Here is a 16,992-nt window from a genome sequence, read left to right on the forward strand (position 1 = left end):
CGTTTCTCCCCCGCAAGCGGGCGGTACCCCCACCCCCGCCTGAAGGCGGGGGTATCCACAAAAGGAATCAGATGAACGGCGTGGCTCATGTTGAGGGTGGATCGGGTGGCCACGGGCGGTGCTCGTTCGGCTCAGCCGCCGTGAGAAGGGTCGGGCCGGGACGGGCGGCTCAGGCGGTGAAGCGGAACGTCGACGTGATCGCGTCGAAGATGTCGAAGAAGGAGTCCGCGAGGTCGAGGACCTGGCTGCTGCCGGCCACCAGGGCGACCTTGCCCTCCTGGCCGGGCACCGGGATGAAGGTCTGGGTCAGCACCGCGCGGACGGTCCGGTGGAGTTCGTCGCCGGGTACGGGGATGTCCTCGATGCCGTACGTGCGTGCCGCCGGGCCGACGCCCGGGATGTCGACGGTGGTCACCTTGCGCCAGGAGTCACCCGGCTTCTTGGCTTCCTTGACGGCGAGTTGGGCGGCGATGGCGGCCGGGTCGGTGGGCAGCGGGTCGCCCCCGCTCGCACGGCCGCCGACCAGCGACACCGTCACCGAGCCGGTGATCGGGACGTCCCCGCCGAAGCTCTCGGCCATGCAGCCGCAGTACAGCGCGCCCGACTTCCAGGCGTCCGCGGCGGCCTTTCGCAGGAAGGAGGTGTACGTGTCCCGGTGCGGTTCCAACTCCGGGTGCTGACGCAGCCGTTCGGTCACCATCCGGTGGATCGAGTCGTCCCGCGACTCCGGCCGGACGTCGAACTCCCACCACGACTCCGGCACCTTGATCCGGAAACCGCCGCGTTCGACGGTCAGTGCCTCCATGTAGCGGGCCATGGCGCCGCCCTCCCCCGTTCACGGTTCGATGGTCTGCGGCGACATCGTCCCATTGTTCGATGCGGCTCCGTGGCGGGGGATCCGGCTCTCGTCCGCGTCGGCCGGTTCGCTCAGTTCGGCTTGGCGACGGTGAGGAGTACGGCCGCGTCCTCCAGGGCCTCCAGGGCGTGCCGGGCCGGCGGGATGACGATCAGGTCGCCTTCTCTGCCCTCCCACGCGGTGTCACCGCTGGTGAGGCGGACCCGGCCGCGCAGCACCAGCAGGGTCGCCTCGCCGGGGTTCTCGTGCTCGGCGAGGGAGGTGCCGGAGGTCAGCGCGAGGAGGGTCTGGCGCAGGGTGTGCTCGTGGCCGCCGTAGACCGTGCTCGCGCTGCGGCCGGTGGAGGCGGCGGCGGCACGTTCCAGGTGCTCGCGGGCGAGTGCGTCGAGGGAGAGCTTCTGCATGGGTCCGAGTCTCCACGGCCCGGGCGGGCGGGCGCCAGGGCCATGTGGGGTAGTCCCCGGTCCGAGCGGGACGGGCCGGGCCCGAGCGGGGGAAGGGCCTCCGCCCTCCCCCGCCGGTGACGGTCCGGCACCGTCAGATGACGCCCTGCGCCAGCACCGCGTCCGCGACCCGTTCGAAGCCGGCGATGTTCGCTCCCGTGACGTAGTCGCCGGGGGCGCCGTAGCGCTCGGCGGTCTCGGCGCAGGTGCGGTGGATGTCGATCATGATGCGGGCCAGCTCGTTCTCGACCTGGTCGGCCTTCCACGTCGTGCGCGACGCGTTCTGCGTCATCTCCAGGGCGCTGACCGCGACCCCGCCCGCGTTCGCCGCCTTGCCGGGGCCGAAGGCGACTCCGGCCCGCTGGAGGAGCTGCACGGCCTTCGGTGTCGTGGGCATGTTCGCGCCCTCCGAGACGGCCTTCACGCCGTTGCGGATGAGCGTGGCGGCCGCGTCCTCGTCCAGCTCGTTCTGCGTGGCGGACGGCAGGGCGAGGTCGGCCGGGACCTCCCAGACCCGCCCGCCGGGAACGAACCGCGCGGAGGAGCCGCGCCGCTCGGCGTACGTGTTCACCCGGCCGCGCTCGACCTCCTTGATCTGGCAGAGCAGCTCCAGGTCGATGCCCTTCTCGTCGACGACGTAGCCGCTGGAGTCGGAGCAGGTCACCGGGTTGGCGCCGAGGGCGATCAGCTTCTGGATGGTGTAGAGCGCGACGTTCCCGGAGCCGGAGACGACCGCGGTCTGGCCTTCGAGGTCCTCGCCGCGCTCGTGCAGCATCGCCTCGGCGAACAGCACGTTGCCGTACCCGGTCGCCTCCGGCCGGATCAGCGAGCCGCCCCAGCCGGCGCGCTTGCCGGTCAGGACGCCGCCCTCCCAGCGGTTGGTGATCCGCCGGTACTGGCCGAACAGGTAGCCGATCTCGCGCGCGCCGACACCGATGTCGCCCGCCGGGACGTCGGTGTACTCGCCGATGTGCCGGTACAGCTCCGTCATGAAGGACTGACAGAAGCGCATGATCTCCGCGTCGCTGCGGCCCTGCGGGTCGAAGTCACTGCCGCCCTTGCCGCCGCCGATACCGAGGCCGGTCAGCGCGTTCTTGAAGACCTGCTCGAAGCCGAGGAACTTGATGATCCCCAGGTTCACGGAGGGGTGGAAGCGCAGGCCGCCCTTGTACGGGCCGAGGGCGCTGTTGTATTCGATCCGGAAGCCGCGGTTGACGTGGACGCAGCCCTGGTCGTCCTGCCACGGCACCCGGAAGATGATCTGTCGCTCCGGCTCGATCAGACGCTCGACGAGCCCCGGGTCCCGGTACTCGGAGCGCGCCGCGAGCGCCGGCCCGAGGCTGTCCAGCACCTCGCGTGCGGCCTGGTGGAACTCGGGTTCCGCCGGATTGCGGCGCACGATCTCGGCATGGATGTGGGCGAGCGCTGTGCTGTGGTCGGATCGTGAGGTCACGGGGTCCCTTTCTGGCGCGGCTGACACCGGAACGGGCCCGGTGATGGGCGCGCGGCGCCATTGCCTCGCGCGGGGACGGCGACTGCCCGGGAGTCCTCGGTACGGCAGTCGACCCTTCAGTGTTACTCATGTGTTAAGCGGAAGGCCAAGGGTCCTGCACGATTGTCCGCCATTTGAGACCCTCCGTACAGAAGATGGGACAGCGGCCTGACGCTCGGTTTCCCCCTTACCGCCCCCTTCTCACACCTGCCCACAACACCCACATCACCCTCAGGCTTCCGGGACGGTACCGGCACCATGTGGGGCGGTCGCCGGACCGGGGCGGGACAGGAGAACGGGGCGCCATGACAAGGGGTGGGGCGGCTGTGCGGCCGGGAACTGGCGGCACTGGCGGCACTGGCGGCACTGAGAACATGTACGACGCGGCTGCCGAAGGCGACGCCGACCTGACGCGCCCGGCCGAGGGCGCGGTGCCCGTCGCCCCAGGTCAGCCGGTGACCGTGCGCAACCGCCCGTGGGAGGTGACGGCGGTGACCCGTTCCGCCCTGACCACCGACGATCCCGCCCGCAGCGCCGGAGCCGGCCCTGCACCAGGGGATAAGGAAGAGTGGGAACAAGGGCTGCATACCCCGAAGCGAAGAGGCGCAGGGCTGCCGCCCGTAAGACCAAGGCGAAGGCGCGGGGCACGGGGCGCGGGGCGCGTGTCGTTGGAGTGTCAGCGCTCCGACGCGTACGTCACGAAGCTCGCCCACGCACCAGGCGCGACCGCCAGCCGGGGCCCCTCGACGTTCTTGGAGTCACGGACATGCACGGTGCCGGGGGTGATGGCCAGCTCAACGCAGGAGTTGCCGTCGTTTCCGCCGCCGTAGCTGCTCTTGAACCACGCCGGCTCGGAGGCGCCCCCGGCAGTGGTCTTGCGGATCATGTTTCTCCCAGCAGTCGCTCGATGAAGGCCAGCGACTCCCTCGGCGAGAGTGCCTGAGCCCGGATGGCGCCATACCACAGCTCAAGGATGCGCAGGTGCTTGGGCTCGGCAGTCGGCCGACCGGTGAACGCACCAGACGACCGTCCGGGACGGGTGGATCGAGCGGGCCTTCCCCCGGTTCCTCGGCATCCCGGCCCCCACCGAGAGGGAGCAGGTGACCGGTCCCGGTGACCTGCACTGGGGCAACCTCACCACCGTGCCCTGGCCCTGCTGGACTGGGAGCGGTGAGGTCTGGTGCCCTTCGGCTTCGACGCCGGGCTCCTCCACGCCGACAGCCTGCTCGTTCCCGACGTGGTCGGCCGCCTCCGCGAGGAGTTCGCAGCGGTTCTCGACACCCCCGCCGGCCGGATCGGTGGACTCGCGGCCCTGGCAGAGATGCTGCAAGCCGTGGCCCGTGGCTGGTACCCCGACCTTGCGCCCCGCCTCGTCGCCCGCGCGGAAGCCCTCACCGGTGTCCGCCAACCCGTCCCTCTGCACTCCGAGGTCAGCACCTGACCGTTCTCCAGGCCGATGACGACTGCTGGTGACGGGGTCCCTATGCGGCTCACGCGCATGTAGGGCACCGCATGAGGAACTGCGACGGCTGCGACCGCGACTTCCGCGCCCCCGAAACCGAGGCCCGCTGCCCCGACTGCCGAGCAGCACCCGCACTTCGCTGACTCAGCGCCGGGTCACGTCGTGGAAAGCCATGACGGCTCCAACTCCATCGAGGCGATGAAGGCAGTACACGCTTGGAGCTGGGCCTATACCTGGGCCTGGGGGTACGCCTTCTCCGCGGAGGAAGCCGACCGTAGCGTTGCGTCCTCGCCGTCCTCACGCACCTGAACAACCCCTGGCCCGCCTCGGCCCCACCACAGAATGTTGCCGCTGCTCGGAAAAGGCGCGCGGCGCCGTGTGGGAGTCGTACCCGCAGGATCAGGCCCGCAGATACGCCAGCACCGCCAGCACCCTGCGGTGGGTCTCGGCCGCTGGGGGCAGGTCGAGCTTGGTGAGGATGCTGCCGATGTGCTTGCCCACGGCCGCCTCGGAGACGACGAGTTCGCGGGCGATGGCGCCGTTGGACCTGCCCTCCGCGATCAGGGCGAGCACCTCGCGCTCACGCGGGCTGAGCCGCTCCAGGGGGTCCCGGCGGCGGCGCAGCAACTGGCGTACCACCTCCGGGTCGACGGCGGACTGGCACCGGCCTGGTTCACCATGGGCGATTACACGTGGCCCTACCACCTGGCCTTCTGGACAGGGCTCCTCGTCGCCCTGTGCGGCGCGGCCACGGCCTCCTGGCGGGCCGGCCGGACCGGCCCCGCGCAGGCACTGCGTGAGGCCTCCGTGGACGCCAGGACCATGACCTGGGGCCGGTGGCTGTCCGGCGCGGGACTGCTGCTGACCGCCCAGGTGACGCTCGGCATCACCCTGGCCGACGACCCCGGCGACCTGCTGCACCGCAAGACCTATGTGCTCCGGCCGATGCTGCTGATCACCGCGGTGGCGCTGCTCGCGCCGGTCCTGATGCGTCCACTGACCCGGCTGCTGGTGTGGCTGCCGGCTCAACTGCCGGGCGCGGCAGGCATGCTGGTGCGCGAGAACGCGGCCGCGGGAGTGCGCCGTACGGCCGCGATCGCGGCACCCGTGCTGGTGACGGTCGCTCTCGCGGGCTCACTGCTCGGCGCCACCACGACCCTGGACGAGGCGAAGGCCACCGAAACTCGCGAGCGGACCACCGCCGCCTTCGTGGTCACCGCGCCGGACGGCGCGGGCTTCGACGCGCGGACCGTGGAGCGGCTGCGCTCCGTGCCCGGCACCGAGGTGTCACCCACCTCGTCGAGCGCGGTGTACGTCCTCGAAGAGGGCATGGTCCTCCTCGAGTCCGACGCACGCGCCGCCGTCCCCGAGGCCCTGTCCGCCACCACCCGGCTGCCGCTCGCCGCGGGGAAGGTGTCCGACCTCGACGACGGTTCGATCATCGTCAACGAGGAGTGGGAACGGCACTCCGTCGGCCGGAGCGTGGAGGTGTGGCTCGGGAACGGCACGAAGAAGACGCTGCGCATCGCCGCGGTGATGACCACCGGCACCGGTGACAACGGCGTCTATGTCACTCTCGCCAACGCTCCCGGCGCCTCCGTCGACCGGGTGGACGTCGCCCTCGCCGACGGCGCCGACACCGGGGCCGTGGCTGCCGGGCTGCGCGAGGCGGTGCGGTCGGCCGGCGGGCAGGTGTTCAGCAAGGACAAGTGGGTCGCGGCCGTCTCTCCCAAGACCGACCGCCCGACCCGGCTCGGCCTTCTGCTGGTCCTCGGCATCGCCTTGCTCTACACCGGGATCTCCATGGTCAACACCATGGTGATGGCGACTTCCGACCGGGTCCGCGACCTGGCGGTACTACGGCTGGCCGGGGCCACCAACGGGCAGGTGCTGCGGCTGGTGGGTGCCGAGTCGCTGATGATCGTGGGGGTCGGCGCGCTCCTGGGACTGGTCGTCACCGGGGTCAACCTGGCCGGGATGTGGGCGGCGCTGGGGCTGCTCTCGGTGCGCCCCACGCCAGGACTGCCATGGGCGACGATCGGCGCGGTCGTGGCCGCCTGCACGTTCCTCGCGGTGCTCGCCTCGGTCGTCCCGGCCGGCCTCGTCCTGCGGCGCCGGGCGGTGGAACTCGCGGGCACCCGTGAATGACCGCCCTTCGACACATCTCTGCCGGACCGCCGAACCGGCCACCCGAAGCAGCCTTTCAGTTCCCCTCCGGCACGAACACCTCCGCCGCCGAAGTGGCCGTGATCGCCCGGGTGAACCAGACATCCAACATGTCCAGGTCACCGCACCCGGCAATACGCTCCCGCTCCTCCGCGGACACCTCGACCCCTCGGCCGTCGAGCAGCCGCAGGATGTCCTCCACCCGGCCCTCCACTCGGCCCTCTGCCCGAAGCTTCTGAGCAGTCTCCGACTGGAAGAAAGAGAGGTCGACAGCCATCAGGTGCCTCCAGAGATCCGCGGCCGGCGTCTTGCCGAGGCCTTGTTCGGTGAGTTCGATGAAGGTGCCTGCGGTGTTCTCGTCGTCGGCCGACAAGCCCTTCAGTGCCTTTGCCAGCGCGTTCAGTATGGCATCGGCACCCGGATCCCGGCGGTGCAGAGCCGCCGACAGGACCGTGAGCGGAATGTCGCGAGCGGCCTCGTCGGGGCTGGCGATCACCGGCAGGCTGTCCGGTCCCAGGACCAGGGGGCGCAAAGTGAGCGAAGGCCACTGCGGCGGGCCGATGTCGATCTGCCGGGCCGCCCAGGCCGCGGTGGACCGGTCCGCGCAGACGACGAGGAGGACCGGGGGAATGCTGTACTTGGCATACAGGTGGGAGAGGTAATACGCCCAGCTCGCGGGCTTGCCGGGGTCCCGCTCGCTCTGGGACTCGACTGCCAGGAGGAACTCGCCGTTCTCGGTGTCCATCCTCAGCAGCGTGTCCACCCGCCGCTCCAGCGGACGGTTCTCCGTGAGGTCGGTGGGAAGCGGGGAGGCGGAAACAGGCGGTGGAAAGGAGACACCGAGCCCTCTGACGGCACGGGCGAAGAGACCCGGGTCTTCCTGGAAGATCCGATGCAGGGCCTCATGGGATGAGCTGAGCATGATCCGAAACTAAAGGCGCCTCGCCACTCAGTGGCCGCATATGCCAAGGGTTCCTGCGATCGAGTGACCGGCGGGGAACGGAAGTTGACTCCGCCGCCCACCGGTCACCGGTCACCGGCCACGCGAAAGGGCCCGCACGACCGAAGTCGTGCGGCCCCTCTCAGGTGCTCGCGGTGGAGCTACCAGGTCTGATCAGAAGCAGCCGGAGCTTACTTGTTGATCTTGGTGACCTGGCCGGCGCCCACGGTCCGGCCACCCTCACGGATGGCGAACTTCAGGCCCTCTTCCATGGCGATCGGCTGGATGAGCTCCACCTTCATCTCGGTGTTGTCACCCGGCATGACCATCTCGGTACCCTCGGGGAGGGTCACGACGCCGGTCACGTCCGTCGTACGGAAGTAGAACTGCGGGCGGTAGTTGTTGAAGAAGGGGGTGTGACGGCCACCCTCGTCCTTCGACAGGATGTAGGCCTGGGCCTCGAACTCGGTGTGCGGGGTGACCGAACCGGGCTTGATGATGACCTGGCCGCGCTCGACGTCCTCACGCTTGATGCCGCGGAGCAGCAGACCGACGTTCTCACCGGCCTGGCCCTCGTCGAGCAGCTTGCGGAACATCTCGATACCGGTGACCGTGGTGGTGGTCTTGTCCTGCTTGATACCGATGATGTCGACGGTCTCGTTGACCTTCAGGACACCACGCTCGATACGGCCGGTGACGACCGTACCGCGACCGGTGATCGTGAAGACGTCCTCGATCGGCATGAGGAACGGCTTGTCGACGTCACGCTCGGGCTGCGGGATGGCCTCGTCCACGGCCTTCATGAGCTCGAGGACGGTGTTGCCCCACTCCTTGTCGCCCTCGAGCGCCTTCAGAGCCGAGACCTTGACGACCGGAACGTCGTCGCCCGGGAACTCGTACTCGGAGAGCAGCTCACGGACCTCGAGCTCGACGAGCTCCAGGATCTCCTCGTCGTCCACCATGTCGGCCTTGTTCAGGGCGACGACGATGTACGGAACGCCGACCTGGCGGGCCAGGAGCACGTGCTCCTTGGTCTGCGGCATCGGGCCGTCGGTGGCAGCGACCACGAGGATGGCGCCGTCCATCTGCGCCGCACCCGTGATCATGTTCTTGATGTAGTCCGCGTGACCAGGGCAGTCGACGTGGGCGTAGTGACGCGACTCGGTCTGGTACTCGACGTGCGAGATCGAGATCGTGATACCACGCTGGCGCTCTTCGGGCGCCTTGTCGATCATGTCGAAGGCCGAGGCCTCGTTCAGGTCGGGATACGCGTCGTGCAGCACCTTGGTAATGGCGGCCGTGAGGGTCGTCTTACCGTGGTCGATGTGACCGATGGTGCCGATGTTGACGTGCGGCTTAGTCCGCTCGAACTTCGCCTTCGCCACTGGGGTCCTCCTGTGGAGTGGTTCTGTACGCCTTACTCATCGGCGCCAGGTGATCTTTGCTGGAAAGCCCGGGGCCGGGGGCATTCCACCGGTTCTCGGTGAAATGCCCCAAGCAGGCTCCGGGGTCAAGCCTAAAGCGTGTGAACGGAGACCGTTACTCGCCCTTGGCCTTCGCGATGATCTCCTCGGCGACGTTCCGCGGAACCTCGGCGTAGGAGTCGAACTGCATCGAGTAGCTTGCGCGACCCGACGTCTTGCTGCGGAGGTCCCCGACGTAGCCGAACATCTCCGACAGGGGCACGAGCCCCTTCACGACACGAGCACCCGCGCGCTCGTCCATGGCCTGGATCTGGCCACGGCGGGAGTTGATGTCGCCGATGACCTCACCCATGTAGTCCTCGGGCGTGGTGACCTCGACGGCCATCATCGGCTCGAGGAGCACGGGCGAAGCCTTGCGCGCGGCCTCCTTGAAGGCCTGCGAACCGGCGATCTTGAACGCGAGCTCGGAGGAGTCCACCTCGTGGTAGCCACCGTCGATGAGCGTGACGCGAACGCCCGTCATCTCGTAGCCGGCGAGGATACCGAACTGCATGGCCTCCTGCGCGCCGGCGTCCACCGAAGGAATGTACTCCTTCGGGATGCGGCCACCGGTCACCTTGTTCACGAACTCGTACGAGGCGTCGCCGCCCTCGATGGGCTCGATCGCGATCTGCACCTTGGCGAACTGACCGGTACCACCGGTCTGCTTCTTGTGGGTGTAGTCCACGCGCTCGACGGCCTTGCGGATCGTCTCACGGTAGGCGACCTGCGGCTTGCCGACGTTGGCCTCGACCTTGAACTCACGGCGCATACGGTCGACCAGCACCTCGAGGTGCAGCTCGCCCATACCACCGATGATGGTCTGGCCGGTCTCCTCGTCCGAGTGGACCTGGAAGGACGGGTCCTCCTCGGCCAGGCGCTGGATCGCGACGCCCAGCTTCTCCTGGTCGCCCTTCGACTTGGGCTCGATGGCGACCTGGATGACCGGCGCCGGGAAGTCCATGGACTCCAGGATCACCGGCTGCTTGTCGTCGGACAGCGTCTCACCGGTGGTGGTCTGCTTCAGGCCCATGACGGCGACGATGTCACCGGCGCCCACCGACGCGATCTCCTCACGCTTGTTCGCGTGCATGCGGTAGATCTTGCCGATGCGCTCCTTCTTGCCCTTGACGGAGTTCAGCACGGCGGTGCCGGACTCCAGGCGGCCCGAGTAGACCCGGACGTAGGTGAGCTTACCGAGGTGCGGGTCGCTCGCGATCTTGAACGCGAGGGCCGACAGCGGCTCGTCCTCGGACGGCTTGCGCTTGACCACGACCTCGGGGTTCTTGACGTCGTGGCCCTCGATGGCCTCGATGTCGAGCGGGGTCGGGAGGTAGCGCACGACCGCGTCGAGCAGGGGCTGGACGCCCTTGTTCTTGAACGCGGTGCCGCAGAACACCGGGGTGACCGTGGTGTCGCTGGACTTGCCGGACGCGATGGTGATGCGACGGATCGCGGCGTACAGCTGCTCCTCGGTGGGCTCCTGGCCCTCCAGGTACAGCTCCATGATCTCTTCGTCGTTCTCCGCGACGGCCTCGATCAGCTTGCCGTGCCACTCCTCGGCGGCCTCGACGTGCGTGGCCGGGATGTCGACGACGTCGTACATCTCGCCCTTGGCGGCCTCGGCGGACCACACGAACGCCTTCATGCGGACCAGGTCCACGACGCCGTTGAAGTCGGCCTCGGCACCGATCGGCAGCTGCATGACCAGCGGCTGCGCGCCGAGGCGGTCCTTGATCATGTCGACGCAGCGGTGGAACTCCGCGCCGGTACGGTCAAGCTTGTTGACGAAGCAGATACGCGGCACGCCGTAACGGTCGGCCTGACGCCACACCGTCTCGGACTGCGGCTCGACACCGGCGACACCGTCGAACACGGTCACGGCACCGTCGAGCACGCGCAGTGAACGCTCCACCTCTACGGTGAAGTCGACGTGCCCCGGGGTGTCGATGATGTTGATCGTGTAGTCGTTGTCCTCGAGCGGCCAGTGACAGGTGGTCGCAGCAGAGGTGATCGTGATGCCACGCTCCTGCTCCTGCTCCATCCAGTCCATCGTGGCGGAACCCTCGTGGGTCTCACCGATCTTGTACGACACGCCGGTGTAGAACAGGATCCGCTCGGTGGTGGTCGTCTTGCCCGCGTCGATGTGGGCCATGATCCCGATGTTGCGGACATGGGCCAGGTCAAGTGAAGTGGTAGCCATAAGGCTTCAGTCTTCTCTCGGTCTCGATGTGGGGAGCGACTACCAGCGGTAGTGCGCGAAGGCCTTGTTGGACTCGGCCATCTTGTGCGTGTCCTCGCGCTTCTTCACCGCGGCACCGAGGCCGTTGCTGGCGTCGAGGAGTTCGTTGAGCAGACGCTCGGTCATGGTCTTCTCGCGACGGGCGCGGGAGTAACCCACCAGCCAGCGCAGCGCCAGGGTGTTGGCACGGCCGGGCTTGACCTCGATCGGCACCTGGTAGGTGGCGCCACCGACACGGCGGGACTTGACCTCGAGGGTCGGCTTGATGTTCTCGAGAGCGCGCTTCAGCGTGATGACCGGGTCGTTGCCGGTCTTCTCGCGAAGGCCCTCCATGGCGCCGTAGACGATGCGCTCGGCGGTGGAGCGCTTGCCGTTCAGCAGCACCTTGTTGATGAGCGACGTGACAAGAGGAGAACCGTAGACCGGGTCGATGATGACCGGGCGCTTCGGGGCGGGGCCCTTACGAGGCATTCTTACTTCTCCTTCTTGGCGCCGTAGCGGCTGCGGGCCTGCTTGCGGTTCTTGACACCCTGGGTGTCGAGCGAACCACGGATGATCTTGTAGCGAACACCCGGCAGGTCCTTCACACGGCCGCCGCGCACGAGCACGATGGAGTGCTCCTGCAGGTTGTGTCCCTCACCCGGAATGTAAGCAGTGACCTCGATACCGCTGGTCAGACGCACACGCGCGACCTTACGCAGGGCCGAGTTCGGCTTCTTCGGGGTGGTCGTGAACACACGCGTGCAGACACCACGGCGCTGAGGGGAACCCTCGAGTGCGGGCGTCTTGTTCTTCTCGACCTTGTCCTGCCGGCCCTTTCGGACCAGCTGCTGGATCGTAGGCACTACTTCTCCGGTTTCTGTGTGCCGATAGGTACAGCTAACCTGGAACGCCACCGACCCACGCGGTCGGGTGTGTCGAATCCCGCGGACTTCCGCCGCAAAGCAGAAAGCAACGCATGATCACGGTGGCCGTTCACAACCCCCGATGCGGGTGATGGCACGCACGGAGGCCAGGGCACACCCCAGGCACAAGGTCTGAGCGTACCTATAGCATTGGCTGCGGTCAAAACAAATGGGCCTTCATCCCACCGCCGCACGAAGCGAGTGAAGCCCGGACACGGGTAATGATCTTCGAATGGGCGGTCCCCGGCCCGTCGGGCACCGCCCGGACGTCAGCCCGACGTGGCACTGAACAAGACCATCAGCGTGATCAGCAGGGCCCAGCCGGCCGTGGACAGCCAGCCCAGCACCAGCCCGGTCATCGCGTACGCGTCGCCGCCGTCGCCCGTCCGCCGGATCTCCGCGCGGGCCGCATGCCCGAGGATCACGGCCGGAATGCCGGTCAGACCACCCGTCGCCAGGCACAGCACCCCGCACACCATGGACCCGACCGCCTTCTCATTGGTCTTCGGCGGCCGGGGCAGGAACGTCGCCGGCGCCATGGAAGCGACGTGCTGCACCGGCGCGGTCTGCGGCACGGGCCCCTGCGGCAGGTCGGCCACCAGCAGCGCCAGATCCGCCACCGTACGCGCCTGGTAGGCCCGCGCCACCCGCCGCTCGAGCTCCTGCTGGTCCAGTCTGCCCTCGGCGTACCCGGCCCGGAGCACGTCCACGGTGCGCTCCCGGTCGGCGTGCGAGGCCAGCATCGGCGGCCCGCCCTGCGGCGGTCCGCCCGGTCCGACCGGCCCACCCCACGGCTGCGGAACACCCCGCCCCTGCCAGGGCTGCCACGACGGATACGGCGAATGCGACACCAGGTACCTCCCCCAACTGCACACGTCATCCCATGATGCGCCCCCGCGACGCCTTCCGGCACCGCAGCGCGTCACGAAACCGGTACAGGTCATGAGAACGCCGCAGGGGCGGCCACTCCGTACGAAACGGGAGTGACCGCCCCTGCGGTACGTCGGGCGACTCGCTTACTGGTTGTACGGACCGTAGTCGTAGTCCTCCAGCGGAACGGCCTGGCCGGAGCCCGTGCCGAACGGCGAGTAGTCGATGTCGTCGTAGCCGACGGCCGAGTACATCGCGGCCTTGGCCTCCTCGGTCGGCTCGACCCGGATGTTGCGGTAACGGGACAGACCCGTACCGGCCGGGATGAGCTTACCGATGATGACGTTCTCCTTGAGGCCGATCAGGGAGTCGGACTTGGCGTTGATCGCCGCGTCCGTGAGGACCCTGGTCGTCTCCTGGAAGGACGCCGCCGACAGCCACGACTCGGTCGCCAGCGAGGCCTTGGTGATACCCATCAGCTGCGGACGGCCGGAAGCGGGGTGACCGCCCTCCTGGACCACACGACGGTTCTCGGTCTCGAACTTCGACCGCTCGACCAGCTCGCCGGGCAGCAGCTCGGCGTCGCCGGACTCGATGATCGTCACGCGGCGGAGCATCTGCCGGATGATGATCTCGATGTGCTTGTCGTGGATCGACACACCCTGCGAGTTGTAGACCTTCTGGACCTCGCCGACCAGGTGGACCTGGACGGCCCGCTGACCCAGGATGCGCAGCACGTCGTGCGGGTTGGTGGCACCCACGGTGAGCTTCTGGCCCACCTCGACGTGATCGCCCTCGCCGACCAGCAGACGGGCACGCTTCGAGATCGGGAACGCCGTCTCGTCGCTGCCGTCGTCCGGGGTGACGACGATCTTCTTCGTCTTCTCGGTCTCCTCGATCCGGATGCGGCCGGCGGCCTCGGAGATCGGGGCGACACCCTTCGGGGTACGGGCCTCGAAGAGCTCGACGACACGCGGCAGACCCTGGGTGATGTCGTCACCGGCCACACCACCGGTGTGGAAGGTACGCATCGTCAGCTGGGTGCCGGGCTCACCGATGGACTGGGCGGCGATGATGCCGACCGCCTCACCGATGTCGACCAGCTTGCCGGTGGCCAGCGAACGGCCGTAGCACATGGCGCAGGTGCCGACGGCGGACTCGCAGGTCAGGATCGAACGGGTCTTGACCTGCTCGACACCGTGGTGCACCAGCTGGTCGATGAGCACGTCACCGAGGTCCACGTTGGCCGGCGCGATCACCTTGCCGTCGATGACGACGTCCTCGGCGAGCATGCGGGCGTACACGCTGGTCTCGACGTCGTCCGTCTTGCGCAGCGTCCCGTCGGCGTCGCGCGAGGCGATCCGCAGCTTCAGACCGCGCTCGGTGCCGCAGTCCTCCTCGCGGATGATGACGTCCTGGGAGACGTCGACCAGACGACGGGTGAGGTAACCCGAGTCGGCGGTACGCAGAGCGGTGTCCGCCAGACCCTTACGGGCACCGTGCGTGGAGATGAAGTACTCCAGCACGGACAGACCCTCACGGAACGAGGCCTTGATGGGCCGCGGGATCGTCTCGTTCTTCGCGTTCGACACCAGACCACGCATACCGGCGATCTGACGCATCTGCATCATGTTGCCTCGTGCGCCCGAGTTCACCATCATGAAGATCGGGTTGGTCTTCGGGAAGTTGTCGTTCATCGCCTCGGCGACCTCGTTGGTCGCCTTGGTCCAGATCGCGATGAGCTCCTGCGTGCGCTCGTCCTTGGTGATCAGACCGCGCTCGTACTGCTTCTGGACCTTTTCGTCCTGCGCCTCGTAACCCTGGACGATCGCCTTCTTCGCCTCGGGAACGACGACGTCGGAGATGGCCACGGTGACGCCGGAACGGGTCGCCCAGTGGAAGCCGGCCGCCTTCAGGTTGTCGAGCGTCGCCGCCACGATGACCTTCGGGTAGCGCTCGGCGAGGTCGTTGACGATCTCGGAGAGCTGCTTCTTGCCGACCTCGTAGTCGACGAACGGGTAGTCCTCGGGCAGCAGCTCGTTGAAGAGCGCGCGACCCAGCGTGGTGTTCAGCCGGAAGCTGTCACCCTGCTGCCACTCCGGCTCGCCCTCCTCGCGCGCCGGCGGCATCCAGCCACGCGGCGGGATGGTGCCGACCGGGAAGCGGACGTCGATCCTCGACTGGAGCGACAGCTCGCTCGCGTCGAAGGCCATGATCGCCTCGGCGACGGAGGAGAAGGAACGGCTCTCGCCCCTGAGCTCGCGCATCTCGCCGTCGGTGGTGAGGAAGAACAGACCGAGGACCATGTCCTGGGTCGGCATCGTCACCGGACGGCCGTCGGCGGGCTTGAGGATGTTGTTCGAGGACAGCATCAGGATGCGGGCCTCGGCCTGCGCCTCCGCGGACAGCGGCAGGTGCACGGCCATCTGGTCACCGTCGAAGTCCGCGTTGAACGCGGTGCAGACGAGCGGGTGGATCTGGATGGCCTTGCCCTCGACCAGCTGCGGCTCGAAGGCCTGGATGCCGAGGCGGTGCAGCGTGGGCGCACGGTTCAGCAGAACCGGGTGCTCCGCGATGACCTCTTCCAGCACGTCGTACACGACCGTGCGGCCGCGCTCGACCATGCGCTTGGCGCTCTTGATGTTCTGCGCGTGGTTCAGGTCGACCAGGCGCTTCATCACGAACGGCTTGAAGAGCTCCAGCGCCATCGCCTTCGGCAGACCGCACTGGTGCAGCTTCAGCTGCGGGCCGACGACGATGACGGAACGCGCCGAGTAGTCGACTCGCTTGCCGAGCAGGTTCTGACGGAAGCGGCCCTGCTTGCCCTTGAGCATGTCGGACAGCGACTTCAGCGGACGGTTGCCGGGGCCCGTCACCGGGCGGCCACGACGGCCGTTGTCGAAGAGCGCGTCGACGGCCTCCTGGAGCATGCGCTTCTCGTTGTTCACGATGATCTCGGGCGCGCCGAGGTCGAGAAGCCGCTTCAGGCGGTTGTTGCGGTTGATGACACGGCGGTACAGGTCGTTCAGGTCGGAGGTCGCGAAGCGGCCACCGTCCAGCTGCACCATCGGACGCAGGTCCGGCGGGATGACCGGCACGCAGTCCAGGACCATGCCCTTGGGGCTGTTGCTGGTCTGCAGGAACGCGGAGACGACCTTGAGGCGCTTGAGCGCACGGGTCTTCTTCTGGCCCTTGCCGGTGCGGATGATCTCGCGGAGACGCTCGGCCTCCTCCTCGAGGTCGAAGGACTCCAGGCGCTTCTGCAGCGCCGCGGCACCCATCGAGCCGTCGAAGTACGTGCCGAAGCGGTCGCGCAGCTCGCGGTAGAGCAGTTCGTCGCCCTCCAGGTCCTGGACCTTGAGGTTCTTGAACCGGCTCCACACCTCGTCGAGGCGGTCGATCTCGCGCTGCGCACGGTCGCGCAGCTGCTTCATCTCACGCTCGGCACCCTCGCGCACCTTGCGGCGCACATCGGCCTTGGCACCCTCGGCCTCGAGCTCGGCCAGGTCGGTCTCGAGCTTCTTGGCCCGGGCCTCCAGGTCGGCGTCGCGACGGTTCTCCACCTGCTGGCGCTCGACGGAGACGTGCGCCTCCAGCGAGGGCAGGTCGCGGGTGCGGCGCTCCTCGTCGACGAACGTGATCATGTACGCCGCGAAGTAGATGACCTTTTCCAGGTCCTTCGGGGCGAGGTCGAGCAGGTAGCCGAGGCGCGACGGGACGCCCTTGAAGTACCAGATGTGCGTGACGGGCGCGGCGAGCTCGATGTGGCCCATCCGCTCACGGCGCACCTTGGCGCGCGTGACCTCGACGCCACAGCGCTCACAGATGATGCCCTTGAAGCGGACGCGCTTGTACTTGCCGCAGTAGCACTCCCAGTCCCGGGTCGGACCGAAGATCTTCTCGCAGAAGAGTCCGTCCTTCTCGGGCTTGAGGGTGCGGTAGTTGATGGTCTCGGGCTTCTTGACCTCGCCGTGGCTCCACTGACGGATGTCGTCCGCGGTGGCCAGGCCGATCCGGAGCTCGTCGAAGAAGTTGACGTCGAGCACTATGCGTCAATCCCTCTCAGGGTTGTAAGTCTTGGGGTCTGATACGGGGGTCCTGGGGTCGGCCGGAGGTTCAGGGATCTTCATCGCTGAACCTCCTGACCGGACTC

Annotated in this window: 12 protein-coding genes and 3 pseudogenes; 2 read left to right on the plus strand and 13 right to left on the minus strand. The window is 68.0% G+C overall.

Going from position 1 to position 16,992, the window contains the following annotated elements; translation table 11 throughout:
• Positions 1–169 precede the first annotated feature (169 nt).
• From ACFP2V_RS30900 to ACFP2V_RS30920, 5 genes and pseudogenes are all read right to left on the minus strand, one after another.
• On the minus strand, positions 170–817 hold the full coding sequence (locus ACFP2V_RS30900; protein ID WP_381218588.1) for a hypothetical protein: 648 nt from the start codon (positions 815–817) through the stop codon (positions 170–172).
• Positions 818–927: 110 nt separating this feature from the next.
• Positions 928–1,260 carry a cupin domain-containing protein gene (locus ACFP2V_RS30905; protein ID WP_381218589.1) on the minus strand — a complete coding sequence of 111 codons (333 nt, stop codon included), beginning with the start codon at positions 1,258–1,260 and terminating at the stop codon, positions 928–930.
• A gap of 133 nt (positions 1,261–1,393) precedes the next feature.
• Positions 1,394–2,752: an NADP-specific glutamate dehydrogenase gene (gene gdhA / locus ACFP2V_RS30910; RefSeq protein WP_381218590.1), complete on the minus strand. Its 1,359-nt coding sequence runs from the start codon at positions 2,750–2,752 to the stop codon at positions 1,394–1,396.
• Between the two features lie 715 nt (positions 2,753–3,467).
• Positions 3,468–3,677 carry a DUF397 domain-containing protein gene (locus ACFP2V_RS30915; protein WP_381218591.1) on the minus strand — a complete coding sequence of 70 codons (210 nt, stop codon included), beginning with the start codon at positions 3,675–3,677 and terminating at the stop codon, positions 3,468–3,470.
• Positions 3,674–3,832: pseudogene (locus tag ACFP2V_RS30920) on the minus strand (transcriptional regulator); the annotation flags it as partial. The gene ACFP2V_RS30915 and the pseudogene ACFP2V_RS30920, both read right to left, overlap by 4 nt.
• 139 nt (positions 3,833–3,971) lie before the next feature.
• Here ACFP2V_RS30920 and ACFP2V_RS30925 point away from each other — a divergent pair.
• Positions 3,972–4,232 carry a hypothetical protein gene (locus tag ACFP2V_RS30925; RefSeq protein WP_381218592.1) on the plus strand — a complete coding sequence of 87 codons (261 nt, stop codon included), beginning with the start codon at positions 3,972–3,974 and terminating at the stop codon, positions 4,230–4,232.
• A gap of 420 nt (positions 4,233–4,652) precedes the next feature.
• Here the strand turns inward: ACFP2V_RS30925 and ACFP2V_RS30930 are convergent.
• Positions 4,653–4,910, minus strand: a pseudogene (locus ACFP2V_RS30930) (response regulator transcription factor); the annotation flags it as partial.
• Here ACFP2V_RS30930 and ACFP2V_RS30935 point away from each other — a divergent pair.
• Positions 4,899–6,401: pseudogene (locus ACFP2V_RS30935) on the plus strand (ABC transporter permease); the annotation flags it as partial. The pseudogenes ACFP2V_RS30930 and ACFP2V_RS30935 sit on opposite strands and share 12 nt — an antisense overlap.
• A gap of 55 nt (positions 6,402–6,456) precedes the next feature.
• On the opposite strand, the gene ACFP2V_RS30940 reads toward ACFP2V_RS30935, so the two are convergent.
• The 7 genes from ACFP2V_RS30940 to ACFP2V_RS30970 all read right to left on the minus strand — a co-directional run bounded on the left by ACFP2V_RS30940 (position 6,457) and on the right by ACFP2V_RS30970 (position 16,885).
• Positions 6,457–7,341 carry a hypothetical protein gene (locus ACFP2V_RS30940; protein ID WP_381218593.1) on the minus strand — a complete coding sequence of 295 codons (885 nt, stop codon included), beginning with the start codon at positions 7,339–7,341 and terminating at the stop codon, positions 6,457–6,459.
• Between the two features lie 209 nt (positions 7,342–7,550).
• Complete coding sequence (gene tuf / locus ACFP2V_RS30945; protein ID WP_381218594.1) at positions 7,551–8,744, minus strand: elongation factor Tu; 1,194 nt, start codon at positions 8,742–8,744, stop codon at positions 7,551–7,553.
• Between the two features lie 154 nt (positions 8,745–8,898).
• Positions 8,899–11,025, minus strand: coding sequence for an elongation factor G (gene fusA / locus ACFP2V_RS30950; protein WP_381218595.1), 2,127 nt, complete (start codon positions 11,023–11,025; stop codon positions 8,899–8,901).
• A 39-nt stretch (positions 11,026–11,064) separates the two neighbouring features.
• On the minus strand, positions 11,065–11,535 hold the full coding sequence (rpsG, locus tag ACFP2V_RS30955; RefSeq protein ID WP_003974303.1) for a 30S ribosomal protein S7: 471 nt from the start codon (positions 11,533–11,535) through the stop codon (positions 11,065–11,067).
• Between the two features lie 2 nt (positions 11,536–11,537).
• Positions 11,538–11,909 carry a 30S ribosomal protein S12 gene (gene rpsL, locus ACFP2V_RS30960; RefSeq protein WP_003948652.1) on the minus strand — a complete coding sequence of 124 codons (372 nt, stop codon included), beginning with the start codon at positions 11,907–11,909 and terminating at the stop codon, positions 11,538–11,540.
• Between the two features lie 329 nt (positions 11,910–12,238).
• Complete coding sequence (locus tag ACFP2V_RS30965; RefSeq protein WP_381218596.1) at positions 12,239–12,820, minus strand: DUF1707 and DUF4190 domain-containing protein; 582 nt, start codon at positions 12,818–12,820, stop codon at positions 12,239–12,241.
• Positions 12,821–12,985: 165 nt separating this feature from the next.
• Positions 12,986–16,885, minus strand: a complete 3,900-nt coding sequence (locus tag ACFP2V_RS30970) for a DNA-directed RNA polymerase subunit beta' (protein ID WP_381218597.1) — start codon at positions 16,883–16,885, stop codon at positions 12,986–12,988.
• Between the last annotated feature and the right edge of the window lie 107 nt (positions 16,886–16,992).

The organism is Streptomyces incanus, assembly GCF_042656345.1.
GTDB classification, from domain to species: Bacteria; Actinomycetota; Actinomycetes; order Streptomycetales; family Streptomycetaceae; genus Streptomyces; species Streptomyces incanus.